The sequence below is a fragment of the Streptomyces sp. NPDC126497 genome (genome assembly GCF_040302425.1).
Taxonomy (GTDB): Bacteria; Actinomycetota; Actinomycetes; order Streptomycetales; family Streptomycetaceae; genus Streptomyces.
The window spans coordinates 101,876-128,133 of the sequence record NZ_JBEORT010000007.1 but is presented as its reverse complement, the minus strand read 5'-3'; the positions used below and the strand labels follow the sequence as shown (position 1 = coordinate 128,133).

Sequence of the window (26,258 nt, the reverse complement as noted above, 5' to 3'; positions counted from 1 at the left end):
GGGCCCGGCCGGCCGCGGGCACGGCTCCGCGACGGACGCGACGCCCAGTCCGAGCCCGGCGACGGCCAGCAGCGGACGCAGCGCGGACACATCACCGTCCGTCACCTGCCGCCGCACGCGCTCACACCCGCAGCAGCTTCTTGACGATCTTCCCGGCGGGATTGCGCGGCACCTGCTCGATGAACTCCACCCGCCGCGGGCGCTTGTACGGCGCGAGCAGTCCCGCGACATGCGCGAGCAGCGCCGCCGTGTCCGCTTCCGCATCCGGCTCCAGGGCCACGTACGCCAGCGGCACCTCGCCGTAGTCCTCGTCGGGCGTCCCGACGACCGCCGCGTCCCGGACCGCGGGATGGGTCATCAGGGCGCGCTCGATCTCCGAGGGGTAGACGTTCTGGCCCGCGCGGATGATGACGTCCTTCGCGCGGTCCACCAGGCTGATGCGGCCCCCGTCGTCCATGAAGCCGAGGTCGCCCGTCCTGATCCAGCCGTCGAGGGTGATCTCACGGGTGGCCTCCGGGTCGTTCCAGTAGCCCCGCATGACGCCCGGTCCGCGCACCACGATCTCGCCGGTCCCACCGCGCGGCAGCTCCCGGCCGTCCTCGTCCACCACGCGGGCGGACATGCCCGGCACGACCCGACCGCACGGGATGCGGGCGGTGACGTCCCCGGGGGCGGGGTGCTCGTCGGGGCCGAGCGTGACGAACGGGCCGCCCACCTCGGTCATGCCGTACACCTGCCGGAAGCCGCAGCCGAGCCGCTCGACCGCGTCGGCGTAGACGTCGAGCGGCATGGGGGCGGCCCCGTACAGGACCTCCCGCAGGGAGGACAGGTCGGCACGGTGGGACGCCCGGGCCTGCAGCATGAAGCGCAGCATCTGCGGCACCAGCCACATGTGGGTGGCCCGGTGCCGTTCCACCGCGGACAGCGCCCGCTGCGGGGTGAAGCCGGGCATCAGCACGACCGTCGCGCCGGCCGCCAGATAGGTCAGGGACACGACCATGCTGCCGTGGTACAGCGGGCAGCAGTTCACCATGACGATGTCGTCGGTGGGACGGGCCATCACCAGCCAGCCGAGGGCGATGGCCCGCAGCGACGCGCTGTCGACGGTGACTCCCTTGGCCTGCCCGGTGGTCGCCGAGGTGTGCAGCACGGCGACCGGGTCGGTGTCGGCGACGTCCGGCAGGTCCCGCCCGGCGGTCAGGGTGCCCAGCGCCGCGAAGGCGGGCTTGTCGAAGGCCAGCCGGATGCGCACCGACGCCGGCAGCTCGGGGTGCCGGTCCAGCAGCTCGGACTCGCCGAGGACGGCCACCGCTCCGACGCGTTCGACGATCCCGGCGATCTCGGGCCCGGCCAGGCTGTGGTTCAGCGGCACGAACAGCGCGCCGAGCCGGGCCAGCGCGAAGTAGCTCTCCAGGACCTCGATCCGGTCCTTGGAGAGCACGGCCACCCGGTCGCCCCGCTCGATGCCCAACTCGGCCAGCCCGCATGCCAGTTCCAGCGTGCGGTCGTGGAATTCGGCCCAGGTGACGCTGCGTTCCTCGTCCACCAGCGCGGTCCGGCCGGGCCGGCACTGGAGGTTGCGCTCCAGCAGCTGCGTCAGCCACATCACGCACCGCCGCTCGCGCCGGCGACCGCGCGCTCGGCCACGAAGCGCTCGTAGTCGCCGATGGTGTGCAGCCCCTCCATGTCCTCGGCGGTGATCTCCACGCCGAGCCGCTGCTCGACCAGGAGGACGAGGCGCACCAGGTCCCCGGAGTCGATGCCGCTGGCGGCCAGGTCGGCGTCGTCGCCGATCCGGTCGGCGTACTCGGCCGTGCCGGTGAGTTCGACCAGCAACTCCCTGATGGTGCTCATGGTTTCCCCTTTCGCCTCGGCGTGCCGGCCGCCGCGCGGTGTACGACTGTCATCCCCTGAAGAGGCGGGCGGGGCCCGGCCCCACTCCCCGGGCCGGCCCGTGAGCTTTGTCACGCGCCCGAACCTCGTGCGGCAGGGATAGCGGGGCCGCGTGCCCGGCCTCTTACCGCAACGAAGCCACCCGCCCCGCCCGCCCCGCGCGGGCGGTCCGAGCCGAAGGAGTGATGCGCGTGCCCAGGCAGCCGGTACGGGCCCGGATCCCGGGACGGTGCCCGCGGCGCGGCGCCGCCACGGCGTTCACCGGACGCCCGGGCGGTACCCGGTGAGCGCCTCGCCCACCACCGCCGCGGACGACGACGAGCTGCTCGCCCGCTTCGACGCGCTCGTCGCCGACGGCGGGACGGTCGAACCGCGCGACTGGATGCCCGACGGATACCGCCGCATGCTGGTCCGCCAGATCGCCCAGCACGCCCACTCCGAGATCATCGGCATGCAGCCGGAGGGCGCCTGGCTCACCCGCGCCCCGTCCCTGCACCGCAAGTCGGTCCTCCTCGCCAAGGTCCAGGACGAGGCCGGCCACGGCCTGTACCTGTACTCCGCCGCCGAGACGCTCGGCGTGGACCGCGCCGACCTGCTGGACGCCCTGCACCAGGGTCGGCAGCGCGCCTCCGCCACCTTCAACCACCCCGCGCTGACCTGGGCGGACACCGGGGCCATCGCCTGGCTGACGGACGGTGCCGCCGTCATCAACCAGGCCCCCCTGTGCCGCACCTCCTACGGGCCGTACGCCCGGGCGATGCGCCGCGTCTGCCAGGAGGAGGCATTCCACGTCCGGCAGGGCTACGACCTGATGCGCGCCCTGTGCGAGGGGACGCCGGAGCAGAAGGAGATGGCGCAGGACGCGGTGAACCGCTGGTGGCTGCCGGCCGTGGCGCTGATGTTCGGGCCGCCCGACACCGGGGCGGGCGGCGCCGACGCGCGGACCGCCGCGCTGGGCGCCGCGGTCTCCCGCCGCGCGATCGCCTGGGGCATCAAGCGCCACACCAACGACGAACTGCGCCAGCGCTTCGTCGACCAGTGCGTGCCCCAGGCCGAACGCCTCGGCCTGACGCTGCCCGATCCGGCGATCCGCTGGAACGAGGAGCGCGGCCACTACGACTTCACCCCGATCGACTGGGACACCTACCGCGAGGCACTGGGCGACGACACCCACTGGGCGCGGCAGCGGATCGCGCACCGCCGGGCCGCGCACGAGGACGGCGCCTGGGTCCGGGAGGCCGCCGCCGCGCACGCCGCCCGGACGGAAGCGACGGGAGGGCAGGACGCGTGAGCGGGGCACGGGAGGGCGCGCCGGCGTCCTGGGAGGTCTTCCTGCGGGCCCGCCGGGGCCTGGCCCACCAGCACGTGGGGTCGGTGCGTGCGGCGGGACCGGACGCGGCGCTGGCCGCCGCCCGCGACCTGTACACGCGACGGGGCGATCCGCTGTCGCTGTGGGTGGTCCGCTCCGACGCCGTGCACGCGGCCTCCCCGGACGAACACGATCCGTACTTCGCGGGCGCCCGCCACAAGCCGTACCGCTATCCCGAGCACTACGCGCCGCTGACCGAGAAAGGCCCCGAAGGTGACCACGACGAGTGACGTCCCGGCGGCGCGCCCGGGCCCCCCGCCGGACGAGTCGCCGTCCGCGGCCCCCGACCTGGCCCTGCACCTCCTGCGCCTGGGCGACGACGCCCTGATCCTCGGACAGCGCCTGTGCCAGTGGATCACCCGCGCGCCGACCCTCGAGGAGGACCTGGCCCTGTCCAACATCGCCCTCGACCTGATCGGCCACGCCCGCGCCCTGCTCACCCGCGCCGGGCGGCTCGACGGAACCGGCCGCACCGAGGACGACCTCGCCTACACCCGCCCGGAACGCCGGTTCACCAACACCCTGCTGACCGAACTCCCCAACGGGGACTTCGCGACGACCGTGGCCCGCCAGCTCGCCTACAGCCACTACGCCGTCCTGTACTACGAGGCGCTCGCGCACTGCGCCGACACCGAACTCGCCGCGTTCGGGGCGCGCGCCCACAAGGAGGTCGCCTTCCACCGGATGCACGCGGACCGCTGGACGGTGACGCTGGGACGCGGCACCGAGGAGAGCGCCCGCCGCATGCGGCACGCCCTGGAACGGGTGTGGCCGTACACCGGCGAACTCTTCGAGGAGGACGAAGTGCTGCGCCGTCTGGCCGCGTCCGGCACCGTGCCGTCCCCGGCGCCCCTGCGCGAGACGTGGCTCCACCGGGTCACCGGCGTCGTGACCGCGGCGGGACTCACCGTGCCCACGCCCACCTGGTCGGCCGGGGGCGGCCGTTCGGGCCTGCACACCGAGGAGTTCGGTCCGCTGATCGCCGAACTGCAGTCGGTGCGCCGGCAGTTCCCCGGGGGCACCTGGTGACCGGGCCCGCACCGGTAACGGCCCGCCGCTCCGCCGAGGAGGTGCGCGAACGGGTGGAGGCGGTCCCGGACCCGGAACTGCCGGTGATCGGCCTGGGCGACCTCGGCGTGGTGGGCTCCGTCGCCCCGGGCGCCGACGGCGTGCTGGAAGTGGAGATCACGCCCACCTACCTGGGCTGTCCCGCGCTGCCCGAGATCACCGCCGCGGTACGGGACGTCCTGTCCGCCTGCGGCCACCCCGACGGCCGCGTCCGGCAGGTCCTGACACCGCCCTGGACGACCGACCGCATCACCCCCGAGGGACGGCGCAGGCTCGCCGCGCACGGCATCGCCCCGCCCGCGTCCCCGGCCCCCGCCGGCCCGGTTCCCGTCGAACCGGTCGCGGTCCCCTGCCCGCACTGCGGCTCACGGGCCACCCGGCCGCACAGCCCCTTCGGGCCCGCCCGCTGCCAGTCGGTGCTGTGGTGCACGGCGTGCCGCGAGCCCTTCCCCCACCTGACCGCCCTGTGAGACACACCGTGGACACCGCGACCCTCCCGCCCGCCTCCCCCGACGAGGCACCGGCCGGCCCGCCCCGCCGCACCGGCTGGCACCCGCTCGACGTCACCGAGGTCCGTCACCTGACCGCCGACACGGTGGCCGTCACCCTGGACGTGCCCGCCGCGCTGCGCGACGTCTTCACCCACCGCCCCGGCCAGCACGTCACCGTCCGGCACCGCCGGGCCGGCGCCGAACTGCGCCGCAGCTACTCCCTCTGCCCGCCACCGCACGCACCCGGGACGCTCCGTCTGGTGGTCAAACGGGCCGGCCCCGGCGGCTTCGGCGACCACGCCACCACCCGGCTCGCCCCCGGCGACCACCTCGAACTCTCGCCGCCCACCGGCTCCTTCGCCCTGCCGGAGCTGCCCGGCGCCCACCACGTCCTCCTCGCGGGCGGTACCGGCATCACCCCCCTGGCCCCGATGGCCGCCCACGCGCTGCGCCGCGACCCGGCCTGCCGCGTCAGCCTCGTCCACTCGGTCCGCACCTCCGCCGACGCCCTGCTGGCCGATGAACTGGCCCGGCTGAAGGACGAGTTCGTCGACCGCCTCACCGTCCTGTACGTGCTGACCCGTGAGGACGCGGGGAGCGGGGGCGGCCCGCTCGGGCGGCGGCTGGACGCGGCCGGACTGCGCCGCCTGCTGGCGGCGGTGGACGCCCGCCCCGGCCCGGACACCGCGTTCGCCCTGTGCGGACCCCCCGGCCTCCTCGACACCGCACGGCGGGTCCTGGCCGACCGGGGGACCGATCCCTCACTCGTCCGCCGGGAGCTGTTCACGACCGGCGGCACGGCACCGCGGGCACCGGAGCCGGCCGGACCGGCACCGGGGGCGGGGGAGGTGCGGGTCACCGCCCTGCTCGGCGGGCGCCGCCGTGCCGCCACCGTCCTGCCGCACGACCCCGCCCTCCTCGACGCGCTGCTGCGCACCCACCCCGACGTGCCGTACGCCTGCCGGGAGGGCGTGTGCGGCAGCTGCCGCGCGAAGGTCCTGTCCGGTCAGGTGACGGCGGACCGCCAGCACGCCCTGGACGAGCGGGACCGCGCCGCCGGCTACACCCTCGTCTGCCGGGCCCGGCCGCGCACCCCCGAGATCACCCTCGACTTCGACGCCTGACCCGCCCGCCACACCACCGCACAGCGAAGGAGACCCACGATGACCGTCACCGCCCGCCACGCGGGAAAGACCGCCCTGGTCACCGGAGGCAGCCGGGGCATCGGCAGAGCCGTCAGCCGCCGCCTCGCCCGCGAGGGCGCCCTGGTGGCGGTCCACTACGGCCACGACCTGACGGCCGCCGAACGCACGGTCAAGGAGATCGAGGCCGACGGCGGCCGCGCCTTCCCCGTGCACGCCGAACTCGGTGTCCCCGGCGACGCCGACACCCTCTGGTCCGCCTTCGACGCGGCCCTGGCCGAGCAGGACGCCCCGGCGGGCCTGGACATCCTCGTCAACAACGCGGGCATCACCCTCCCGCGCCCGCTCGCCCAGGTGACCGAGGCCGACTACGACCGCGTCTTCGCGGTCAACACCAAGGCACCGTTCTTCATCATCCAGCGCGGACTGGACCGTCTGCGGGACGGCGGCAGGATCGTCAACATCTCCTCCGTCGCGACCCGCGTCGCCTTCCCGGCGATCGTCTCGTACACGATGACCAAGGCCGCCCTCGACTACCTCACCCTCTCCTTGGCCCAGGAACTGGGCCCCCGGGGCATCACCGTCAACGCCGTCGCACCCGGCTACACCGAGACGGAGATCAACCCCACCCTCGCCGTCCCGGAGATCCGCCGCCGCTATTCCGAGGCCTCCGTGTTCGGCCGGCTCGGTGACCCGGTGGACATCGCCGACGTCGTCTCCTTCGTCGCGAGCGACGACGCCCGCTGGGTGACCGGTCAGTGGATCGACGCCTCCGGCGGCGCCCACCTCGGTGTGTGACCCGTCCGCACCCCTAGGAGATGTCATGAACGACCGCACGTCCACCCTCGACGAGCCGGTGACGGACGACGCCCTGACCCGGCCCTTCGCGGGTGCCAGCCCCTACGACACGTACGTGCACGCGTCCGTCCTCAACTCGCTGCAGCACCCGCTCACCGAGGCCCCGGACGAGATGGGGTTCCTCGTCGCCACCCAGGTGATGGAACTGTGGTTCACCCTGATCGTGCACGAGTGGCGCACGGCCCGGGTGGCCCTCGCCAAGGACGACCTGCCCGCGGCCATGGACGCGCTGGTGCGCAGCCGCCGCGCGCTGACCGCCCTGGGCGGCGCCTGGGCCCCCATCGCCGCACTGACCCCCGCCCAGTTCAACGGTTTCCGGGCCGCGTTCGGCCGGGCGTCGGGCTTCCAGTCGGCGATGTACCGGCACATGGAGTTCCTCCTCGGTGACAAGTCCGCCGGGCTGCTGCGGGCCCACCGCGGCGACCCGGCCGTCCACGAGGCGCTCGCCGAGACCTACCGCGAGCCGTCCCTGTACGACGAGGTGCTGGCCCACCTCCACCGCCAGGGCCTGCCCGTCCCGCGGCACGTCCGCGAGCGGGACGTGACCCGCCCCTACACCGGCGACCCCGGGGTGGTGGAGGCCTGGCGGCACGTCTACGCCGGACCGCCGCACCACCCCCACCTGGCACTCGGCGAACTGCTCACCGACATCGCCGAACTCGTCACCCGCTGGCGGTTCGACCACGTCCTGGTGGTCCGCCGCGCCATGGGCGCCAAGCCGGGCAGCGCCGGCTCCGCCGGGCTCGCCTGGCTGGAGCAGCGGGCGGCCCGGCCGGTCTTCCCCGAGCTGTGGGAGGTGCGCGGTGACCTCTAGGGCGATCTCCGCCTTCGCGGCCGAGGAGGAGCGGCGGGTCCTGAGCCTGAAGCCGGTGCTGGCACCGGTGCACGGCCGCTACGGCGACCACCCCCACCAGTCCTACGACGCCTGGCCGTCCGACGACCCCGACGCCCCGCTGGTGATCCTGCTGCACGGCGGCTACTGGCGCTACGACCGGATGCACCTGACCCCGTTCGCGGCCTACCTCTCCGAGCAGGGCTTCGACGTGCTGCTCCCCGGCTTCCGCCGCTCCGGCGGCGCGGGCGGCCACCCCGAGACCTTCGACGACGTCGCCCGCATCGTGGACACCCTGCCCGAGGGGCGGCCCCACGTCCTCGCGGGCCACTGCTCCGGCGGCCACCTCGCGCTGTGGTGCGCCGCCCGCGGCCTGCTGCCGCCCGGCTCGCGCTGGTACACGCGCACCCTGCCGACGAGCGTGCTCGCCCTCGCGCCGATCACCGATCTCACCGCCACCCGCCGCGACGACCTCAGCAACGGCGCGGCCCTGCAACTCCTCGGCGGAGAAGAGAAATTCGAGGAGCGGTTGCCCGAGGTCGACCCCCTCACCCTGCTGCGGGACGCCGGCACCACCGGCGTGCCCACCGTGCTGCTGCACGGCGCCGCAGACGAGGAGGTCCCGCTCACCCAGTTCAGCGACTACGCGGCCGTGCACCGGGACCTCAGGACGGTCGTCCTGCCCGGCACCGGTCACTACACCCTCATCGAACCGGGAGCACCCGGCGCCCGCGCGGTCGCCGACACCCTCCGGGAGATGGCGGCCGCCTTCCTCCCGGGGAACCCCGGCCGCGCGGGCGAGGAGGCCGCACACCGATGACCACCGCACTCTCCGCCCCGGCCGACCTGCGCGAGCGGGCCGCACGGCTCGACGCCGACGACCCCCTGGCCCCCCTCCGCGACCGCTTCCTGCTCCCGCCGGACGTCGTCCACCTCGACGGCAACTCCCTGGGCCCCTTGCCCGCCGCCGTGCCGGCGGCCCTCGACGACGTCGTACGGCGCCAGTGGGCCACCGGACTCATCGGCTCGTGGAACGCGGCCGGCTGGTGGGAGGCGCCCCTGCGGGTGGGGGACACCATCGGCGCGCTCATCGGGGCCGCGCCGGGGCAGACGGTCGCGGGCGACTCCACCAGCGTGCAGCTGTTCACCGCGCTCGACGCCGCTGCCGCGCTGCGCCCGGACCGCCCGCTGCTGGTCACCGACCCCGGGCACTTCCCCACCGACCGCTACCTGGCGGACGCGGTCGCCCGTCGCCGGGGCCTGGAGGTACGGCGGGTGCCACCGTCGGACCTCCCGCGCTTCCTCGCCGCCGAGGGCCGGCAGGTCGCCGTCGTCAGCTACGCGCCCGTCGACTTCCGCACCGGCGAGCTGTACGACGTGCGGGTGCTGACCCGGGCCGCCCACGACGCCGGCGCCCTCGCGCTGTGGGACCTGTGCCACGCGGCCGGCGCCCTGCCCCTCGAGGTCGACGCCCTCGGTGTCGACCTGGCCGTCGGCTGCGGCTACAAGTTCCTCTCCGGCGGCCCCGGCGCCCCCGCCTTCCTGTACGTGGCGCACCGCCACCACGCCGGCCTGGAAACGCCACTGCCGGGCTGGACCGGCCACGCCGACCCGTTCGGCCTTGCCCGGGAGTACACGCCCGCCCCCGGCATCGCCCGGGCCCGCATCGGCACCCCGCCGATCCTGTCGCTGCTCGCCCTCGAGGCGGCCCTCACCGCCTTCGACGGCGTCGACCTGGCCCGGGTCCGCGCCAAGAGCCTGTCCCTGACGGGCTTCTTCCTGCGCTGCGCGGACGAACTCCTGACCCCCCTGGGCTTCAGCTCCGTCACCCCGGCCGACCCCGGCCGCCGCGGCAGCCAGGTCACCCTCCGCCACCCCCACGCCCGCGGGCTGGTCGCCGCCCTCGCCGAACGCGGCGTCGTCGCCGACATGCGCGCGCCCGACCTGCTGCGCTTCGGCGTCAACGCCCTCTACACCAGCCACCGGGACCTGCTGACCGCCGCGCTCCGCCTGCGGGACCTCACCCGGGACGCCGCCTACGACCCCGCGCCGCCGACCGCGGGGCCGGTGACCTGAGAGGGCCCGCCCCCGGCCCGTCGGCCGGGGGCGGGGCGGTCCTGCGGGACGGACTCCGCCCCGCCCCGGGCCTGCACCGTGTCGCACGGCTCGCCGACGTCGGCCAGGGCCTCGGCGGCTCGTCCCCGGTGGGCGCGGAAGCGGCGCAGGTACGACCGCGCCATGGGGCCCGGCGGGACGCCCCGGGCGAAGGCGCGCATGTTGCGTTCGCCGGTGTTGTAGCCGAGGGCGAGGAGCTCGTCGCGGGTGTAGCGGCGCACGTGCCGCTCCGGAAGGCTCCGGTCGAGGTCCTTCAGGTGCAGGGCGGCCGTGCGGATGGCGAAGGCGGGATCGTCGCGCAGGTCCTGCCACCGTCCCGGCAGGCCGTGCGTCCGCCGGACCCGCTCGAACGTCGCCCGGTGCATGTTGGCCAGGCCGAAGGACGCCCCGGGCTTCCACCACTGCCACAACCGCTCCAGCAGGGGATGGTGCGGCTTGTACGCCTCGTTGTGGAGCACGGTCATCACGAGCAGCGGCGAGACCCCGGCCTCCCGGGCACCGCGCACCACGGCCGCCGCGTAGTCGGCCGGCTCGTAGGCGCCGGGCCGCAGCGGCGGCGTCCGGGCGCCCTCACGGTCCCCCGTCCGGGACCCGTGCCCCACCGCCGCCGTCGGTCGTTCGGTCATGATCGATCACCCCTCCGCCGTTCAGGGGTGCACGTGCCCCCGTGGGCCTGCTCCAATCCGGTGTTCCGCCGCCGTGGCCGGGACCGTGAGCACGGGCGGGGCGGGGCCGTGGCACAGGGGCGGTGCGCCGCGACGGCATCCCGGAGTACGTCGGTTCGCATCCGGCCGCCCCGCCCCCTTCGGAACGTCGCCCGCCGGCCGTTCACGACCTGTCGTCGATGTGACGCGGCACATCCGTGCGGTGGCCGGTGGCCGAGCGTGCATCCCGCGGTACGGGGGACACGGGGCGGTATGGCGAGAAGAGTCGGGAACGGGTCATCGGCGCGGGCGGCGGCGGAGGGACGGGGAGGGACACAGGGGGGAACGGCGCTCGAGCGCGCGCTGACCACCCCGCTGCTGTACTTCTTCATTCTGGGCGACGTGCTCGGCGCCGGCGTGTACGTCCTGGTCGGCCAGGTCGCGGCCGACGCCGGGGGAGCGGTGTGGGTACCGCTGGTCGTCGCGCTGCTGCTGGCGCTGCTGACGGCGGCCTCCTACGCGGAGCTGGCGACGAAGTACCCGCGGGCGGGCGGAGCCTCCCACTACGCGACGCGTGCCTTCGGACCGTTCGCCGGATTCGTCGCGGGCTTCTGCATGCTGGCCGCCGGCATCGTCTCCGTGGCCGCGCTCGCCCGCGGCTTCGGCGGCGACTACCTGGCGGCCTTCGTGACGCTGCCCGTGGGCCTCGTGGCCGTGCTGTTCCTGGCCCTGCTCGCCCTGGTCAACGCGCGGGGCATCAAGGAGTCGACCCGGGCCAACGTCGTCGCCACCGTCGTCGAGGTGGGCGGACTGGCCGTCATCGTCGTCCTCGGCGCGTGGCTGCTGCTGCGCGGCGACGGCGACCCGGGGCGGCTCACGCAGCTGGGCACTCCGGAGAAGGGGGCGGCGGCGGCCGTGCTGGGCGGCGCGGTGCTGGCCTACTACTCCTTCGTCGGGTTCGAGACCTCGGTGAACGTCGCCGAGGAGACCCGCGACCCGCGGCGCTCCTACCCGCGCGCCCTGTTCGGCGCCCTCGCCACCGCCGGTGCCGTGTACGTGCTGGTGGGCGTGGCCGCGTCGGCGGCGGTGCCGACCGCCCGGCTGGCCGGATCGAGCGGGCCGCTGCTGGAGGTGGTCGAGGAGGCGGGCGGCGTGCCGCCCCGCCTGTTCAGCGCCGTCGCGCTCGTCGCCGTCGCCAACGGCGCGCTGCTCACCGGCATCATGTCCTCCCGCCTGGCCTACGGCATGGCGAAGGACGGGCTGCTGCCCGCCGCGCTGACCAAGGTGCTGCCGGGCCGCCGTACGCCGTGGGCCGCCATCGCGGTCACCACGCTGCCGGCGATGCTCCTCGCGCTCACCGGCAGCGTCGCCACCCTGGCGTCCACCCTGGTCCTCCTGCTGCTGGTCGTCTTCCTCATGGTCAACACGGCGGTGCTGGTGCTGCGCCGGGACCCGGGCGAAGCCGACCACTTCCGGACCCCGACCGCGCTTCCGGTCCTGGGCGTCGCGTCCTGCGTCGTGCTCGCCACGCAGATCGAGGCCCAGGTGTGGCTGCGCGGGCTGACGATCGTGGCCGTCGGCACGGTGCTCGCCGCGCTCGGCGCCGTACGGCGCACCGGACGGGCGGACGGGGAGGTGCGGGACCCGGGCCGGACGGGCACCGTCCCCTCGGCCGGCCAGGACCACGCGGCCCGGCCTCAGGCGCGTGAACGCCGGCCGACCTGAAGGCGGACGCGGGGCCGGGCTCGACCGCCCGGTCCGTCAGGACCCCCGGACGCCCTGGCGGCCGGGGGTCGATCCGTTCCCGCGCGCCCTTATGACACGAAGTGGGTCGCGGAGCGGGCACGCTGCCACATGCCGGGAAGCTGCTCGTCGGGACGCTGCTGTTCGCCGTGCAGGGCGTTGAGCACCACCAGGCATCCGGTCAGCGCCGGCACCGCCCACTGGGCGTAGGCCAGCTGCCGGCGGGCCTTGTGCACGTCGATGGGGTGCTTCTGCGCCTTCTCGGCGTCACCGGGATCGGTCGACGAGGCCAGCTCGACCTTCTTGCCCAGGACGCGGGCGTAGGCGGTGGCGGCCAGAGCCGCGGCGGTGACGGCGGTCTTGGCCACGGTGGAGGCGGCCACGCCCTCCTGGGCGGCGACGCGGTGCGCGTTCACGGCGAGCAGTCCACCGCCGCCGAACAGGTGCGCGCCGATCGCGGCGGCGTTGACCGGCGTCCACTTCGCCCATCCCGAGGAAGAGATCCGGTCCCTGGCCGTCTCCGTTCCGCCTTCGTCCCTGGCCGCTCCGTTGAGGCCGACCGCGCCCATCAGCGAACCGCCGAACCAGGCGGCCAGACCCACATCGTGCAGGCTGCGGATGAAGGTGTTGCGTTCGGACACGGCAGTACTCCTTCAGGAAGGGGAACGGGGCAGGCGGACAGGACGTGTGACCGGGCCGCGGTGAATCCGTACTTCGCGGCACGCCCGCGCACGTCCCTCTCACGCTCGACGGCGCCCGGCTCCACGGAAGTGTCGCGGGGCTCTTCGACTCTCACCCGCGGGCGACCCGGGTACAACCCTTGTGGCCCGTCGGGAGTCGAAGACACCACGATGTGGTGAGGGTCTTCGTGCAATCGGGTCACAGGAATGGCATACGATGCGCGCGACCCACATGAAGATCACATAAGAGGATGTACACGTCATGACAACCCGCGCTCCGCGTCGCCCCCTGCGCGGCACAGTTGCCGTTGCCGCCCTGCTCACGATCGGCGCGGTGGGGTGCTCGGACGTCTCCGACGCCGTCGACAGTGCCAAGGACGGCGCGAAGAAGGTGGCGCGCCAGCGTTCGGTGTTCTCGCTGGAAACCGGCGACTGTTACAACCCGAACGGCAAGACCGAGGGGGAGGCGTACCTCGTCGAGGTCGTACCCTGCGACGAGGCGCACGAGGGCCAGGTCGTCGGCGAATTCGCGATCGACGAGGGCGAGAAGTACCCCGGGGACGAGAAGGTCTCGGCGATCGCGGACAACCGCTGCCCTCTCGAGGCGCAGAAGTACGCCCCGGACACCTGGGCGCTCCCCAAGGGGGTCGTCCTCTTCTCCTACTCCCCGACCAAGGAGAGCTGGGCGACGGGTGACCGCGCGGTGAGCTGCACCTACACCGCGGAGAAGGGCACGTTCAAGGGCTCGCTGGACACCGCGAAGTCCCTCGAGCCCGAGCAGGCCACGTACCTCGAGGGCTCGAACGCGCTCTACGAGGCCCTGTGGGCGAACCAGCCCGAGAAGGACACCGTCGAGGACGACCTGACCGGCTACAAGGCGCAGGCCAAGGCCGTCGCGGCCGCCCTCGACGCACACATCGAGGGCTTGGACGGCATCGAGGGCACCGAGGTCGGCAAGCTCCGGGCGACGCTGACGAAGGCGGCCGGGAACTGGAAGAAGGCCGCGGACGCCGCCGACGCCGACGCGTTCTACCTCGCCTACGACCCGGCGTTCACCGGCATCGACCCGAACGAGTCGGTCGCCGCCCGCAAGGAACTGGGCCTGGCCACCACCGTCCCGGCCGACGAGGCCGAGGTCTGGGCGGGCTGACGCCCCGCCGGATCAACGGCCTCCGCGGCTCGCTGCCGCCGGGTCCGCGCCCGTGCCGCGGACCCGGCGGGGAGCCGTCCGGACGCGGGTTCCCCGCGGGCCGCCGGCCCCTGGCCGAAGGCGGCGGCCCGGCCGGCGGCGTCAGCGGTTCATGGCCGCCCAGAACTCGTCGAAGGACATCCGGCGGTCGCCGTCGGTGTCGAGCGAGTCGATCACTCCCCGGGCCTCCGACTCGGTGATCGCGGTGCCCTCCAGTTCCGCCACGACCTGCCGGTACTCCTCTGCGGTGACCAAGCCGTCCCCGTCCAGGTCGTAGCGCTCGAAGACACTCCGCGCCGCCTTCTCCACCCTGTCCGTCATGTGGTCTTCCTTCCGCGATCCTGACTGACGGCACCAGCCTATCCGCCGGTTTCCGGGCGACCGGGCGGGCGGAGCCGCCCTCTCCGCCCGGCGTCCCGCCCCGCCCGCACAAGGGCCGGGCGTCTCCTCCGCGGCACGCCCCGGAACCGGACCAAGCGGCGCCGAACGCATCCGCGACGACCGGGTGCGGCGCGAAGCACTACCGGGACCGGGCACCGCGCCCGCGGGGTGGGAGCCGGGCGGGCCGCTCCCGCCGGTGCGGTCCGGCCGTGACGCCTGCGGTCACCGGCCTGACCGGTCCCCGCCGTCGCGCCGGTCCTCGAGGCGGACGGCCAGATGGGGCCAGTGCCCGGACCACCGCGCCAGGTCGTCCGCGTTCAGCGACCACTGCGCACGCAGGGCTTCGTCCGGCAGGAAGCGGACGCAGGTCCCCGTGGTGCCGTCGGCCTCGACGGGCTCCAGACCGGTCACCGGGACGCCGTGCTCATAGCGCCGGCTCCAGGATCCGTCGAGGCGGCGGTTGGTGTGGACCAGCCACTCGCTCAGCGCCGCGACGACGGACACGCCGCGACGCGGATGTCCGTCCGGAAGCCGTTCCGCCTCCGGACGGTCGAAGAAACGAAGGTCCCTGGTGGCCATGACCGGCTTCCTCACCACCCGGCCGTGCTCGTCGACCCGGGTGTCGGTGCCCCGTCCGTCGTCCTCCACCGACACCGAGCCGTCGGTGTGCAACGTGACCACGCACCGTCCGCCGCTCCGGCTCGCCGCCTCGTCGGCGGCGTAGGCGACGGTCTCGAGAACGAGGTGTTCCGGCCCGCACGGAGCGAAGCGTGCCGGTTCCTGGCGGATCCGAGCGAGATGGTCCGTGTCCACGGCGGCGGCCCAGTCGTGCGTGGTGCTGACCCAGGAGGCCCTTGATCCGTCCATCGGACAAGTATGCGTCGAGGCCGGCCGTCGAGGAGGGACCCGGGCCGAGGTCACGCGTGGCGCGGGCACGGCGACTCCCGTTCCGCCTCCTCGATCCGGTCGACGGCCGGACCCGGCAGGTCCGGCTGGGCGGTGCGTGCCGGGCGCGGTCCGAGGGACGCGGCGGTGCGCCGCCGGCCCGTGCCGGGGCGGAGCCCGGCGATCAGGGCGGTGGTGATCACCGGCGACAGCGGCGCGGCTTCCCGCCGGCGCACGGGCCTCGCCCGCACGCCGTGGGGCCACGGGGGCGCGTTCCGTCAGGACACCGGCGTCGTGGCCCGGCAGCCGGGGCACAGGCCCCAGAAGGTGACTGCGGCCTCCTGGGTGTCGTATCCCTCCGGCAGCCGCGGCTGCATGCAGGGTGCCGCGCCCACCGCGCACTCCACGTCACGGAGGGAACCGCAGGCGCGGCAGACGAAGTGGTGGTGGTTGTCGTGGCGCTCGATCTCGTAACGGGCGGGTCGGCCCGCGATCTGGGTGGACCGGACCAGGCCGGCGTCCGTGAGGGCGTGCAACACGTTGTAGGTGGTCTGCAGGGACAGGCGGCCGGTGATCCGCTCTGCGCGCTCACGCAGGGTGTCGGCGTCGAGGTGACCGCCCGGGTCCGAGACGGCCATCAGCACCGCCATGCGCGGAGCGGTCACTCGCACGCCGGCCGTGCGCAGCCGTTCGGCGGCCAGCGCCATCGGTTCATCGCCCGTGCCGGAGGCCGTCATGCCGCCCTTCCTTCGCGTCGTCGCCGAGACCGGGTGCGCAGGGGTCGTCGGAGAGCTCGAACCACACGCTCTTGCCCTCGGGCCCGCGCTCGCAGCCCCACCGTGCGGCCAGCGTGTCCACGAGGACCAGTCCGCGACCGGACTCGTCCTCCGGGCCCGCGTCGGCCGGGCGGGGAAGGTCCGGGGTGCCGTCGCCGACCAGGCAACGAAGGCCGGACACCCGCTCCAGGGTGAGGTGCACCGGACCGGAGGCGTGCCGCAGTGCGTTGCTCACCAGTTCGCTGACCAGCAGCTCGGCGGTCGGCACGAGGTCGTCCAGCCCCCATTGCCGCAGCACGTCACGTATGACGGCCCTCGCCGAGGAGCACGCGGTCGGTGACCAGGGCAGGGGCCAGGGCCCGCCCACGAACGACTCCACGCCGGTCGGGGCCGCCGCACCGGACGGCAGGGCGGCGGCCGGTCGCTGGGGACCGGGGACGGCCACATCGGTGATCGTTCCACCCGGGAGGGAGGCCCGGGGAGCTGTGCGATCCATGGAAGCGCGCTTTCGGGGGACGGCTGCGGTCTCCCTTACGACCGTACGCTTCTTCTTGAATCGGTCAAGAGTATGGATGACATCCTTTTTCATGATTGTTCACGGTTCCGGAGGAACAGTCGCGACCGCACCCCCGCGACGCCGGCCGGACGGATGACCATCGCTTCCCCCGCACGCCCGGCCGTCGACCGCGCCGGAAGCGGAAAACCGGATGCGGGTGCCGCACGGCCCTCCCTAGGCTGCGCCCGCGGGGCGGGTGAGGCCCCGTACCGACCGTCGACGGACCGGAAGATGCACAGGACATGACCAGCCGACTGTTCGCGATCTGCTTCAACGCCGCCCGGCCCGCGGACCTGGCTCGGTTCTGGTCCGGGCTCCTGGGGTGGGAGCCGGCCGACGGCCCGGACCACGGCGTCACGATCCTGCCCCCCGACACCGGCGGGTTCCGCATGCGTTTCCTGCCGAGCCGGGAGCCGAGGACCGGTCGGAACCGGGCGCACTTCGACCTGACGAGCGCCTCCCCGGAGCAGCAGCGGCGGACGGTGGCCAGGGCGCTGGAGCTCGGCGGGAAACACCTCGACGTGGGGCAGCTTCCGGAGGAGGAGCACGTGGTGCTCGCCGATCCGGAGGGCAACGAGTTCTGCGTCATCGAGGCCGGCAACACGTTCCTCTCCGGCACCGGCTTCATCGGAGCGCTGGCCTGCGACGGCACGCGGCAGGTCGGTCTCTTCTGGAGCGAGGCGCTGCGGTGGCCGTTGGTGTGGGACCAGGACCAGGAGACCGCGATCCAGTCGCCGGACGGCGGCACGAAGATCACGTGGGGTGGTCCCCCGGTGGCGCCGAAGACGGGAGCGAACAGGCTGTACTTCGAGCTGGCGCTCCCCGTCGGCGCGGACCGGGAGGCGGAGATCGGCCGTCTGGTCTCACTCGGTGCGACGCGCACCGGCGCCGGCGGGGACGACGGCGGCCGGGAGCCGATGCTCGACCCCGACGGCAACGAGTTCGTCGTCCAGGGTCCGCCGGTGTCGGCGAAGTAGCCCCGGATCTTGTGCGGGACCCGTCCGGGCGCGAAGCGGGGGCGGGACCGCCCACGCGGCCGACGGAACGATCGTCCGCGGGTGCCGTCGCCCGGGCCGACGCCAGCACCGACGGCGGGACGAACCGGCGGGCGGCCCGGCTGCACGACCGCCCCCGCGCGGACGCCCGGACCCGCTGGTCCCTCGGCGGCAGCCCGAAGCGCCCGGCACCACGGACCTGCCGGCCCGCGCCACGGACACGGCCGGCCGTACCCAGCCGGACCTCTCCGTGCCCCACACCCAGGGATACCTGTTCGACGCCGTGGTGCGGCATCCGGTGAACGTGGTGTGACGGACACCGCCGGCCTCGCCCCGTGGCGGACCCGAGCCCCTCGGCCGATCGTGCGACGGGACCTGTCCGTCACACGATCAGCGGAGCGCCGGGGGCCACGAGTCACTCGTCGATCGAGGCACCGAAGCGCGCGTCGGCTCCGGGAGCGCCGAGCGATCCTCCGCCGTACGACCACGAGCCGGTGCTCACCGTCCCGGTCGTGGAGGCGGCGAGCCACCAGACCACTCCGTCGCCGGTGTTCTCGCCGGGTGCCGCGGCCAGCAGCTCGCAGCGGCCGTCGGCGTCCGTGTCGACGAGCCGGACCTGCCCGCCCCAGCGGTCCCCCTCCTCCGCCGTGCCGGGCACGCCCGCCAGGCTCTGGTCGAAGGACTTCGCGCCCACCGCGGTCAGCCCGGCGGCCGAGCCGCGCAGGATCCGCACCCCGCCCGCGTCCGCCACGGCGTTGATGTCCTCGCCGGGCACGCCCACGGCCAGGTCGGCGTGACCGTCGCCGTCGATGTCGGCGAGGGAGACGTCGGCGCCGAAGCCGTCGCCCAGTTCGGCGGTGCCCGGCACACCGGCGGTGTACTGGGCCCACACCTGTGCGGGAGTGCCGAGTTCGTCCACGTTCTCCATGCCGTCCTCGGAGCCCAGGTAGACGCCGACGTACCCACCCGTGAGGGGTTCGTGCTCGTCCTCGGGCTTGTCGGGCCTGCCGTAGACCAGGTCGTCGTATCCGTCGTCGTTGATGTCGCCGGACGCCGTGGCGGAGCCGCCGGCCAGGTCGCGGGTGTACGCCGGCCCGTCCGCGGCGCCCATGTACAGGGAGGAGCGTGGCCTGGGGTCCTCCTCCAGGCTGTCGCCGGACACGAGCAGGTCCGCGTATCCGTCGCCGTCGTAGTTCCCGGTGGTCAGGGAGGCGGGCCGGATCGGGGCGCGGCCGGGAACACCGGCGGTGTCGAGCCGGCCCGCTCCTTCCAGGGCGTCGGCGCCGTGGGTGAACAGGGAGGCGCCCTCGCGGTCGGCCACGGCGAGCACGTCGCCCGGTGTGGTCCCGGAGAGCCGGGCGGCGACGGCCAGGCCGAACCGGGCGTTCGCCGCGGGCGCCTGCGACCTCAGGCTGACGCTGCGGGCGGGGGTCAGTCCGGTCCGGGAGCCGTAGAGGACCGTCACCCGGCCCGCGTCGCCCACCGAGCCCTCGTCCTCGCCCGGCGCGGCGACGATCGCGTCGTCGTAGCCGTCGGCGTCGAGGTCGCCCGTGGCCACGGCGGTGCCGAAGCCGTCGCCGGACTCGGCGGTGCCCGGGACGCCCGCGGTCGCCTGACCGAAGACGGCGGTGCGGACCCGGGGGAGGCTGGTGGCGGTGCCGATGCCGCTCGCGGCGCCGTACTGGACGGTGACGTAGCCCGCGCCCTTCTTGCCGCCGTCGGTGCCGCCCGGAGCTCCGGTCAGGACGTCGTCATAGCCGTCGCCGTCGAAGTCGCTGTTGCGGTCGTCGGCGTAGGTCCCTCCGGGCGTGCCCGCGAAGGCCGAGGGTGCGGCGGTGAGGGCCGCACCGGTCAGCAGCAGGAACGACGCGGCGGCAACGGCCGTGGAACGTCTGCGGGTCATGATCTGCTCCCGTGGGTGGGGTCGTGGGTGGGACGCGGTCACCGATTGGATCCGCGGCGCACGGGGAAGGTTGTGGTCCGCCGCCTTCTGTGACAGAGCGGTGACGCTGACGTCGGGAGGGCGTCGGACCCGTCCCGAGGTGCCGGCGGACCTCGGCCGGCCGCCGCCGCGCCGGCGCGAAACCAACCAGGGGGAAAGGCGTTTGACGCCCGTGAACGTCCGGTGGTCGGGTGACGCCCATGAGCGCGGAACAGATGCATCGTGATGTGCACCCCATCGACGACGACCTCGTACGACGGTTGATCGCGGAACAGTTCCCCCGGTGGGAGGGGCTGGCGGTGGAGCGGTGGCCGTCCGGTGGCACGGTCAATGCCGTGTACCGGCTGGGCGATGACATGGTCGTGAGGATGCCGCTGGTACGGGGCGGGGCCGAGGACGTGGCGAGGGAGCGGGAGTGGCTGCCCCGCCTCGCTCCCCGGCTGCCCACGCGTATCCCCGAGGTGCTGGGGGCCGGAGAGCCCGCCCGGGGGTATCCATGGCCGTGGTCGGTGTACCGGTGGCTGCCGGGGGAGACCCCCGAAGCGGGGGCGCTGGGCGAGCCCTTGCTGCTGGCCGGGGATCTGGCCGCATTCGTGACGGCGATGCGGAGCATGACGCCGTCGGCTGCGCCGAAGGCGTACCGGGGCGGGCCGGTCGCCTCGCAGGACGCGGAGACCCGGGCCGCGATCGAGGAACTGCGCGGGATCCCGGAGGAGGGCGTCGACTGCGATGCCGCGGCCGCCGTGTGGGAGGAGGCGCTGCGGGCGCCGGGCTGGGACGGGCCGCCGGTGTGGCTGCACGCCGATCTGATGCCGGGGAACCTGCTGATCGACGGCGGCCGACTGGCCGCGGTGATCGACTTCGGGTGCGCGGGGGTGGGGGATCCGGCCTGCGATCTGTTCCCGGCGTGGAACCTGCTGCCGGCCGCTGCGAGGGAGCTCTTCCGTGAGGCACTCGCCGTGGACGACGCGACCTGGATCCGTGGCCGCGGCCGCGCCCTCTCCCAAGCGCTGATCGCGCTGCCGTACTACCGCAGGACGAACCCGGCCATGGCACGCAACGCCCGGCATGTGATCCGGGCGGTGCTGGGCGAAGGCTGAGCCGTTCCCCCGCGTGCCGGGCCGGGCCGGTCACCGCCACCCGTCGCATCGCGTGGCGACGGCGCGGTGCCTTTCGAGGCGGACGCGCGGCCGGCCCGGTACGGGCACGCGCATCCCGGCGGCAACAGCCCCGAGGCGGCCGGGCGGTGGACCCGCACGGGGACGCCGCCAGGGCCGTCGGCCGTGCGCGGGCCGAAGCACGACCGCACGCGGGGATCCGCGAACCCGCACGCTTCAGTGATCACGGCGGCATAGGTCTCCCGATGCGGGGCACATGAAGGTCTGCCCGGACGCTGCCCGGTGGTGAGCCGTGGTGCCGGGCGTGGTGGGCGCAGCCAGTTTCCCGTGGTGCGGCCGACCGGTCTGCGAGATGGACTTTGAGGGGAGAGGTATCACCATGATCCTTCCGGCGGAGAAGGAACTGCGTGCTGTGCTGGCCCGGTTCGCCCAGGCGCGCATCGAACACGATGTACGCCCCACCGGCCGCACCAGCCGGGACCTCGAGGACTCCGCGTACACGCTGTGCGTCATGACCGGATCCCGCACCGTCGAGGAGGCGCTGCTCGCGGCCGACGCGCTGCTCGAGCAGTACGGTGCGGGTCGGGCGGGCTCCCCCCGGAAGGAGGAGACGCTGGCCGCGTGAGTCCGGATCCCCTCCCCCCGCCGCCACGTCGGCCGACGGCGCTCCGTCCGGAGTGCGGCAGCGGCGAGCTCGGCCGCCGGTCACCGGACCGCCGACGACCCCGCGTCCGCCGTCGGCGGCGCGTGCCGTACGTGTCGAACAGGCGGCTGTGCGGGACCGATGCGCCCACCAGGCGGTGAACCCGTCATTCCGTTTCATGCTGTGGCCGCCCGGGCACCCAGCGGGCCATGGGTGACTACAGCGAAACGATCACGGTGGCGGTGCCGCCGGAACGGCTCTTCTCCTACCTCGCCGATGTGCAGAACCTGCCGGCCTACCTGCCGCGCCTGACCTCCGCACGCCCGCACGACGGTGACAGGGTCACGGTGACCGCACACATCGACCCGGCCGACGCCCCTTCCGGTCGTGGAACGCCGACCGGGCGGCCCCGGCCGCGGGTTCACTCGGGTGGCGGAGCGCATGGCGCGCCCCGCCGGCCGGGCCGCGCCAAGGTCGACCTCGAGGGCAAGGGGCGCCGCGGCGGCGTCGATGTCCGTGCGTCGGTCGTCCAAGGAAGGACGTCCCGCTCCCCGCGGGGAAATGCAGGTGCAAGGCCTGCCCGGCGCTCCACGGGAAGCCCCGCTTCCGCCCTGGCGGAAGCGGGGCTTCCTCCGGTTCGCGCCGCCCGCCTCAGGACCTCGCCGGCCGCGGACGCCACCGCCCCTCCCGCCGTCCCCCATGGCCGGGCGGCCCACTGCGCCCCGGGCGCCGTGGCTGTCCACGGGCGGTCCCTGTCGACACGTGTCCTACGCCGGGTTCGATCGTTGACCCATGCGCCATTTACTACGCGAAAGGGACAAACATGCGTAATAGTCTCGCCGTCGGTGCCGTCGTGGCCCTTGTCGCTGCCGGGGTGCTCCTCCCGGCCTCCGCCTCGCAGGCGGCCCCGTCCGTGCCGGCCGACCCGGCCGCCGCGTCCGCCGGGGACGGCAGGAGCCTGGGGGACCTGACGACCCTGGTCCCGGTCCTCGCTCGCAACCTGCTGCAGGGGGACTCGAGCAGCGAGAGCAACCACACCGTGCAGGAACCCGCCGACAGCCCTGAGGGATCCAGCAGGTAGCGCTTCGCCGGATTCCGCCTCCGGTCCTGCGTGCGGTGGGGAACCCCTGGGCGCCCGACCGCACGTCAGGCCCTCGTGAACCGCCCCGGGCACGCCGGGAGCCGGTGGGACCCGCCCGGGTGGCGCTTCCCGTCGAAGGTCCGGGAAACCAGGGGCGGGAAGGGGGTAGACGATAGTCATGGACGGCACACGATCCCAGCAGGACGAGCGGAGCCGGCAGGAAGCCCGCGCTCGATGGACCATGCGAACCTGGCAGTGGGCCAGGTGGCCGGCCCTGATCCTCGCGGTCAGCTGGGCGGCCACCTGGCTCCGCAATCTCGGCGGGGACGAACAGGGACGGGACCTGTGGTGGCCCTTGGCCAACGCCGTCATCTGGACGGCGTTGACCGTGAACGGCTTTGTGACCTGCCGCCGGATCAGGACGACGATCCTGCCGGCCATCACGGGCCGGCCGTCCACCTGATCACCTCGCCCGGCCCGCCTCCCGCTCCCCGCCGTCATGGACCGTGCCCGGCGGACGGCCGACGGCACCGGCGGGATGCGCGGACCGCCGCTCCGCGTTCGTCCCCGGTGGGTCAGATGCCGCAGGTGGGGGCCGACCAGTACGGTGACGGGTCGAAGGCCACATGGGTGTGGTCGTTGTGGCCCGGGTAGCCCGGGCCGAGGATTTCCGAGAAGCCGTGCGTCCTGGACTGCTGGGCGAGACGGCACAGGGACGGCGAGCCGACGAGGTCGGCCGCGTCGCCGTAGAGGTGGCGACTGGTGGCGGAGCCGCCGACCGCGTTGTTGCACGTGCGGGAGCGGAAGCCGCTGGAGACGGTGATCGGGACGTCGCCGAGGGCGTGCCGCATCGCCTCCAGCTTCCACATGGTCCTGAGCGCGTTCGACTTGGCGGTGGCTGCGGAGACCGCGCCGCCGGACCAGTCGGAGTTGCACTTGTTGAGTTCGGCGTAGCTGAAGTGGACGGGCGTGCAGTCGGCGTCCTGGAGGGCGTAGATCTTGCTGAAGGTCGCGGGCCCGGCGATCCCGTCCGCGCTCAGTCCGTAGGCGGCCTGGAACTTCTTGACGGCGGCGGCGGTCCGTGCGCCGTACTGGCCGTCGTAGGAGAGGCGCTCGCCGGAGGTCACCCAGCCGGCGACCCGGATCTGGAGCTGGGTCACGTCGCTGCCGGAGGATCCCTGGGAGAGGGAGCGGTTCCAGGTGTAGCAGGAGTCGGCGTGCGCGGCGCCGGCGGTGACGCCCACCCCGACCGCCATTCCAGTCGTGAGCATGACAAGTGAGAGAAGAAGGCGTGACACGCGTCTGAACATTCCGGCCTCCCGACCGTCGGGTCGACAACAACCGGAGCCCAGGGTGCGGCAACGAGCTACGCGCGTCAATGGCGTCCACCGGGAAGCGAAGGCGACGCTCCCGTCTCCGGTGGGCCTCCCGCATGTCACCCGCCCGTCGGCGCCGGCCCGGCCGCCGACCCCCCGGGCCCGCTGCCGCCGCGGGCCCGTCGGGATCGCGCCGCGGGTCAGACGGGTGTGGACCGCGTCCGGTCGAGGGTGGGTTCGAGACGCACGACGATGCCCTTCGACGTGGGCTGGTTGCTGACGTCGGCGACGCTGTCCAGCGGCACCAGGACGTTCGTCTCCGGGTAGTAGGCGGCGGCCGAGCCCTTGGCGGCCGGGTAGGGCACGACCTCGAAGTTCTCGGCCCGGCGCTCGCTGCCGTCCGTCCAGACGCTCACGAGGTCGACGCGATCGCCCCGGGCGAGGCCGAGTTCGGCCAGGTCGGCCGGGTTGACGAGCACGACGTGACGGCTGCCGCGGATACCGCGGTAACGGTCGTTGTTGGTGTAGGGGACGGTGTTCCACTGGTCGTGCGAGCGCAGCGTCTGCAGCAGCAGGTGACCCTCGGGTGCCCGGGGGACCACACGCTCGTTGCAGGTGAACAGGGCTTTGCCGACCTTGTTGGGGAAGACGCCCTCGTTGACCGGGTTGGGCAGCTGGAAGCCCCCGGGGCGGGTCACCCGTGCGTTGAAGTCGTGGAAGCCCGGCACGACGCGGGAGATGCGGTCGCGGATGGTGCCGTAGTCGCCCTCGAACTCGTCCCAGGGGATGTCCGCCTCGCCGTCCAGGGTGCGGCGGGCGAGGCGGCACAGGATGGCGACTTCGCTGAGCAGCAGCGGGGAGGCCGGTTCGAGGCGGCCCCGGGAGGTGTGCACCTCGCTCATGGAGTTCTCGACGGTGACGAACTGCTCGCCGCCCGACTGGACGTCACGCTCGGTGCGTCCCAGGGTCGGCAGGATCAGCGCGGTGTCGCCGCAGACGGTGTGCGAGCGGTTGAGCTTGGTGGAGATGTGGGCGGTCAGCCGGCACGAGCGCATCGCCTCCTCGGTGACCGCGCTGTCGGGAGCGGCCCGGACGAAGTTGCCGGCCAGGGCCAGGAAGACCTTGACGCGGCCCTCGCGCATCGCCCTGATCGCGTTCACCGAGTCCAGTCCGTGGGCGCGGGGCGGGTCGAAGCCGAACTCCCGCTGCAGCGCGTCGAGGAAGGAGTCCGGCATCTGCTCCCAGATGCCCATCGTCCGGTCGCCCTGCACGTTGCTGTGCCCGCGCACCGGGCAGGCGCCGGTACCGGCGCGCCCCAGGTTGCCGCGCAGCATCAGGAAGTTGACGATCTCCCGGATGGTGGGCACGCCGTGCTTGTGCTGGGTGACGCCCATCGCCCAGCAGACGATGACGCGTTCGCTGCGCAGGACCTCGTCGCGGACCCCCTCGATCTCCTCGCGGGTCAGTCCGGTCGCCCGGAGGATGTCGTCCCACTCGACGGTGCGGGCGTGCCGGGCGAACTCCTCGAAGCCGGTGGTGCGGGCGTCGATGAAGTCGTGGTCCAGGACGGTGCCGGGCCGGGCGTCCTCGGCCTCCAGCAGCAGGCGGTTCAGGGCCTGGAACAGGGCGAGGTCGCCGCCGGGCTTGATGTGCAGGAAGCGGTCGGCGATCCGGGTGCCGCGTCCGACGACCCCGCGCGGCTTCTGCGGGTTCTTGAAGCGCCGCAGCCCGGCCTCGGGCAGCGGGTTGACCGCCACGATCCGGCCGCCGTTGCGCTTGGCCTCCTCCAGGGCACTGAGCTGGCGCGGGTGGTTGGTGCCCGGGTTCTGCCCGACCAGGAAGATCAGGTCGGCGTGGTGGAGGTCGTCGAGGCCGACGGTTCCCTTGCCGGTGCCCAGGGTCTCGCTCAGGGCGAAGCCGCTGGACTCGTGGCACATGTTGCTGCAGTCGGGCAGGTTGTTGGTGCCGAAGGCGCGGGCGAAGAGCTGCAGGACGAAGGCGGCCTCGTTGCCGGCCCGGCCGGAGGTGTAGAAGACCGCCTCGTCGGGGGAGGCCAGCGCCTTCAGTTCCCGTGCGAGGACGCCCAGGGCGTCGTTCCAGCCGATGGGCTCGTAGTGCTCGGAACCGGGCCGCTTGATCATCGGCTCGGTGAGCCGTCCCTGCTGGTTGAGCCACATGTCGGAGCGGGCGGCGAGGTCGGAGACGCTGTGCTCACGGAAGAAGTCCGCGGTGACCCGGCGCGTGGTGGCCTCGTCGTTGATGTGCTTGGCGCCGTTCTCGCAGTACTCGTTGCGATGGCGCCGGCCCGGAGCCGGGTCCGCCCACGCGCAGCCGGGGCAGTCGATCCCGCCCACCTGGTTCATGGTCAGCAGGTCCACCCCGGTCCTGCGCGGGGAGGTCTGCTCCAGGGAGTACTCCAGCGCGTGCACGACCGCGGGGACCCCGGCCGCCCACTTCTTCGGGGGTGTCACGGAGAGGGTGGTCTCCGGCTCCTCGCCGGACGAGTTCTGCATCGGTTCGCCTTTCTCTCGCCGTGTCCGG

General features: G+C 74.0%; 28 protein-coding genes and 1 tRNA gene. 17 read left to right on the top strand and 12 right to left on the bottom strand.

Annotated elements, in window-relative coordinates:
- Positions 1 to 121: 121 nt before the first annotated feature.
- On the bottom strand, positions 122 to 1,606 hold the full coding sequence (locus ABTY20_RS06695) for a class I adenylate-forming enzyme family protein (protein ID WP_351995875.1): 1,485 nt from the start codon (positions 1,604 to 1,606) through the stop codon (positions 122 to 124).
- On the bottom strand, positions 1,606 to 1,854 hold the full coding sequence (locus ABTY20_RS06690; RefSeq protein WP_351995874.1) for an acyl carrier protein: 249 nt from the start codon (positions 1,852 to 1,854) through the stop codon (positions 1,606 to 1,608). Before ABTY20_RS06690 ends, ABTY20_RS06695 begins: the two co-directional genes overlap by 1 nt.
- 322 nt (positions 1,855 to 2,176) lie before the next feature.
- Here ABTY20_RS06690 and paaA point away from each other — a divergent pair, with 322 nt between their 5' ends.
- Genes paaA through ABTY20_RS06645 form a run of 9 tightly spaced genes read left to right on the top strand, consistent with a single transcriptional unit; the run spans position 2,177 to position 9,729 of the window.
- On the top strand, positions 2,177 to 3,184 hold the full coding sequence (gene paaA, locus ABTY20_RS06685) for a 1,2-phenylacetyl-CoA epoxidase subunit PaaA (protein WP_351995873.1): 1,008 nt from the start codon (positions 2,177 to 2,179) through the stop codon (positions 3,182 to 3,184).
- On the top strand, positions 3,181 to 3,492 hold the full coding sequence (gene paaB, locus ABTY20_RS06680; RefSeq protein ID WP_351995872.1) for a 1,2-phenylacetyl-CoA epoxidase subunit PaaB: 312 nt from the start codon (positions 3,181 to 3,183) through the stop codon (positions 3,490 to 3,492). Before paaA ends, paaB begins: the two co-directional genes overlap by 4 nt.
- A gap of 58 nt (positions 3,493 to 3,550) precedes the next feature.
- Positions 3,551 to 4,291, top strand: coding sequence for a 1,2-phenylacetyl-CoA epoxidase subunit PaaC (gene paaC / locus ABTY20_RS06675; protein ID WP_351995881.1), 741 nt, complete (start codon positions 3,551 to 3,553; stop codon positions 4,289 to 4,291).
- Complete coding sequence (gene paaD, locus ABTY20_RS06670) at positions 4,285 to 4,800, top strand: 1,2-phenylacetyl-CoA epoxidase subunit PaaD (protein ID WP_502991754.1); 516 nt, start codon at positions 4,285 to 4,287, stop codon at positions 4,798 to 4,800. The genes paaC and paaD overlap by 7 nt, the downstream gene beginning before the upstream one ends.
- Positions 4,801 to 4,808: 8 nt before the next feature.
- A complete protein-coding gene (locus ABTY20_RS06665) occupies positions 4,809 to 5,945 on the top strand; it encodes a 2Fe-2S iron-sulfur cluster-binding protein (protein WP_351995870.1) in 1,137 nt (378 codons plus the stop codon).
- A 39-nt stretch (positions 5,946 to 5,984) separates the two neighbouring features.
- On the top strand, positions 5,985 to 6,761 hold the full coding sequence (locus tag ABTY20_RS06660; RefSeq protein WP_351995869.1) for an SDR family oxidoreductase: 777 nt from the start codon (positions 5,985 to 5,987) through the stop codon (positions 6,759 to 6,761).
- 25 nt (positions 6,762 to 6,786) lie between these two features.
- Positions 6,787 to 7,635, top strand: a complete 849-nt coding sequence (locus tag ABTY20_RS06655) for a tryptophan 2,3-dioxygenase (RefSeq protein ID WP_351995868.1) — start codon at positions 6,787 to 6,789, stop codon at positions 7,633 to 7,635.
- Entirely contained in the window at positions 7,625 to 8,473 is an 849-nt protein-coding gene (locus ABTY20_RS06650) for an alpha/beta hydrolase family protein (RefSeq protein ID WP_351995867.1), read from the top strand. Before ABTY20_RS06655 ends, ABTY20_RS06650 begins: the two co-directional genes overlap by 11 nt.
- Positions 8,470 to 9,729: a kynureninase gene (locus tag ABTY20_RS06645; RefSeq protein WP_351995866.1), complete on the top strand. Its 1,260-nt coding sequence runs from the start codon at positions 8,470 to 8,472 to the stop codon at positions 9,727 to 9,729. Before ABTY20_RS06650 ends, ABTY20_RS06645 begins: the two co-directional genes overlap by 4 nt.
- Here ABTY20_RS06645 and ABTY20_RS06640 read toward each other — a convergent pair.
- Positions 9,690 to 10,394: a lytic transglycosylase domain-containing protein gene (locus ABTY20_RS06640; protein ID WP_351995865.1), complete on the bottom strand. Its 705-nt coding sequence runs from the start codon at positions 10,392 to 10,394 to the stop codon at positions 9,690 to 9,692. The two genes, ABTY20_RS06645 and ABTY20_RS06640, sit on opposite strands and share 40 nt — an antisense overlap.
- Positions 10,395 to 10,495: 101 nt before the next feature.
- Here ABTY20_RS06640 and ABTY20_RS06635 point away from each other — a divergent pair.
- Both ABTY20_RS06635 and ABTY20_RS06630 read left to right on the top strand, forming a co-directional pair.
- Positions 10,496 to 10,567 (top strand) — tRNA-Ala (locus ABTY20_RS06635).
- A gap of 118 nt (positions 10,568 to 10,685) precedes the next feature.
- A complete protein-coding gene (locus ABTY20_RS06630; RefSeq protein WP_351995864.1) occupies positions 10,686 to 12,137 on the top strand; it encodes an APC family permease in 1,452 nt (483 codons plus the stop codon).
- A gap of 89 nt (positions 12,138 to 12,226) precedes the next feature.
- Here the strand turns inward: ABTY20_RS06630 and ABTY20_RS06625 are convergent, their stop codons facing one another.
- Positions 12,227 to 12,796, bottom strand: coding sequence for a hypothetical protein (locus tag ABTY20_RS06625; RefSeq protein WP_351995863.1), 570 nt, complete (start codon positions 12,794 to 12,796; stop codon positions 12,227 to 12,229).
- A gap of 301 nt (positions 12,797 to 13,097) precedes the next feature.
- On the opposite strand from ABTY20_RS06625, the gene ABTY20_RS06620 reads away from it, so the two are divergent.
- Positions 13,098 to 13,985 (top strand): septum formation family protein, encoded by an 888-nt coding sequence (locus ABTY20_RS06620; protein WP_351995862.1) that lies wholly within the window; start codon positions 13,098 to 13,100, stop codon positions 13,983 to 13,985.
- Positions 13,986 to 14,126: 141 nt separating this feature from the next.
- On the opposite strand, the gene ABTY20_RS06615 is transcribed toward ABTY20_RS06620, so the two are convergent.
- The 5 genes from ABTY20_RS06615 to ABTY20_RS06595 all read right to left on the bottom strand — a co-directional run bounded on the left by ABTY20_RS06615 (position 14,127) and on the right by ABTY20_RS06595 (position 16,511).
- Entirely contained in the window at positions 14,127 to 14,345 is a 219-nt protein-coding gene (locus tag ABTY20_RS06615) for an EF-hand domain-containing protein (protein ID WP_351995861.1), read from the bottom strand.
- 282 nt (positions 14,346 to 14,627) lie between these two features.
- Positions 14,628 to 15,272 (bottom strand): ATP-binding protein, encoded by a 645-nt coding sequence (locus tag ABTY20_RS06610; protein ID WP_351995860.1) that lies wholly within the window; start codon positions 15,270 to 15,272, stop codon positions 14,628 to 14,630.
- Positions 15,273 to 15,322: 50 nt separating this feature from the next.
- Complete coding sequence (locus ABTY20_RS06605) at positions 15,323 to 15,526, bottom strand: hypothetical protein (RefSeq protein WP_351995859.1); 204 nt, start codon at positions 15,524 to 15,526, stop codon at positions 15,323 to 15,325.
- Between the two features lie 42 nt (positions 15,527 to 15,568).
- Entirely contained in the window at positions 15,569 to 16,027 is a 459-nt protein-coding gene (locus tag ABTY20_RS06600; RefSeq protein ID WP_351995858.1) for a Fur family transcriptional regulator, read from the bottom strand.
- Positions 16,002 to 16,511: an ATP-binding protein gene (locus tag ABTY20_RS06595; protein ID WP_351995857.1), complete on the bottom strand. Its 510-nt coding sequence runs from the start codon at positions 16,509 to 16,511 to the stop codon at positions 16,002 to 16,004. The genes ABTY20_RS06600 and ABTY20_RS06595 overlap by 26 nt, the downstream gene beginning before the upstream one ends.
- Positions 16,512 to 16,864: 353 nt before the next feature.
- Here ABTY20_RS06595 and ABTY20_RS06590 point away from each other — a divergent pair, with 353 nt between their 5' ends.
- The gene (locus ABTY20_RS06590; protein WP_351995856.1) at positions 16,865 to 17,599 is read left to right on the top strand and encodes a VOC family protein; all 735 of its coding nucleotides are present in this window, start codon (positions 16,865 to 16,867) and stop codon (positions 17,597 to 17,599) included.
- Positions 17,600 to 18,032: 433 nt separating this feature from the next.
- Here ABTY20_RS06590 and ABTY20_RS06585 read toward each other — a convergent pair whose 3' ends face one another.
- On the bottom strand, positions 18,033 to 19,520 hold the full coding sequence (locus ABTY20_RS06585; protein ID WP_351995855.1) for an FG-GAP repeat protein: 1,488 nt from the start codon (positions 19,518 to 19,520) through the stop codon (positions 18,033 to 18,035).
- A gap of 239 nt (positions 19,521 to 19,759) precedes the next feature.
- On the opposite strand from ABTY20_RS06585, the gene ABTY20_RS06580 reads away from it, so the two are divergent.
- From ABTY20_RS06580 to ABTY20_RS06565, 4 genes are all read left to right on the top strand, one after another.
- Positions 19,760 to 20,659 (top strand): aminoglycoside phosphotransferase family protein, encoded by a 900-nt coding sequence (locus ABTY20_RS06580; RefSeq protein ID WP_351995854.1) that lies wholly within the window; start codon positions 19,760 to 19,762, stop codon positions 20,657 to 20,659.
- A 397-nt stretch (positions 20,660 to 21,056) separates the two neighbouring features.
- A complete protein-coding gene (locus ABTY20_RS06575; RefSeq protein WP_351995853.1) occupies positions 21,057 to 21,302 on the top strand; it encodes a DUF5133 domain-containing protein in 246 nt (81 codons plus the stop codon).
- Between the two features lie 841 nt (positions 21,303 to 22,143).
- A complete protein-coding gene (locus tag ABTY20_RS06570; RefSeq protein ID WP_351995852.1) occupies positions 22,144 to 22,401 on the top strand; it encodes a hypothetical protein in 258 nt (85 codons plus the stop codon).
- Between the two features lie 178 nt (positions 22,402 to 22,579).
- Complete coding sequence (locus ABTY20_RS06565) at positions 22,580 to 22,864, top strand: hypothetical protein (RefSeq protein ID WP_351995851.1); 285 nt, start codon at positions 22,580 to 22,582, stop codon at positions 22,862 to 22,864.
- Positions 22,865 to 22,976: 112 nt separating this feature from the next.
- Here ABTY20_RS06565 and ABTY20_RS06560 read toward each other — a convergent pair whose 3' ends face one another.
- A complete protein-coding gene (locus tag ABTY20_RS06560) occupies positions 22,977 to 23,711 on the bottom strand; it encodes a D-Ala-D-Ala carboxypeptidase family metallohydrolase (RefSeq protein WP_351995850.1) in 735 nt (244 codons plus the stop codon).
- Between the two features lie 206 nt (positions 23,712 to 23,917).
- Positions 23,918 to 26,230, bottom strand: coding sequence for an FdhF/YdeP family oxidoreductase (locus ABTY20_RS06555; protein WP_351995849.1), 2,313 nt, complete (start codon positions 26,228 to 26,230; stop codon positions 23,918 to 23,920).
- Between the last annotated feature and the right edge of the window lie 28 nt (positions 26,231 to 26,258).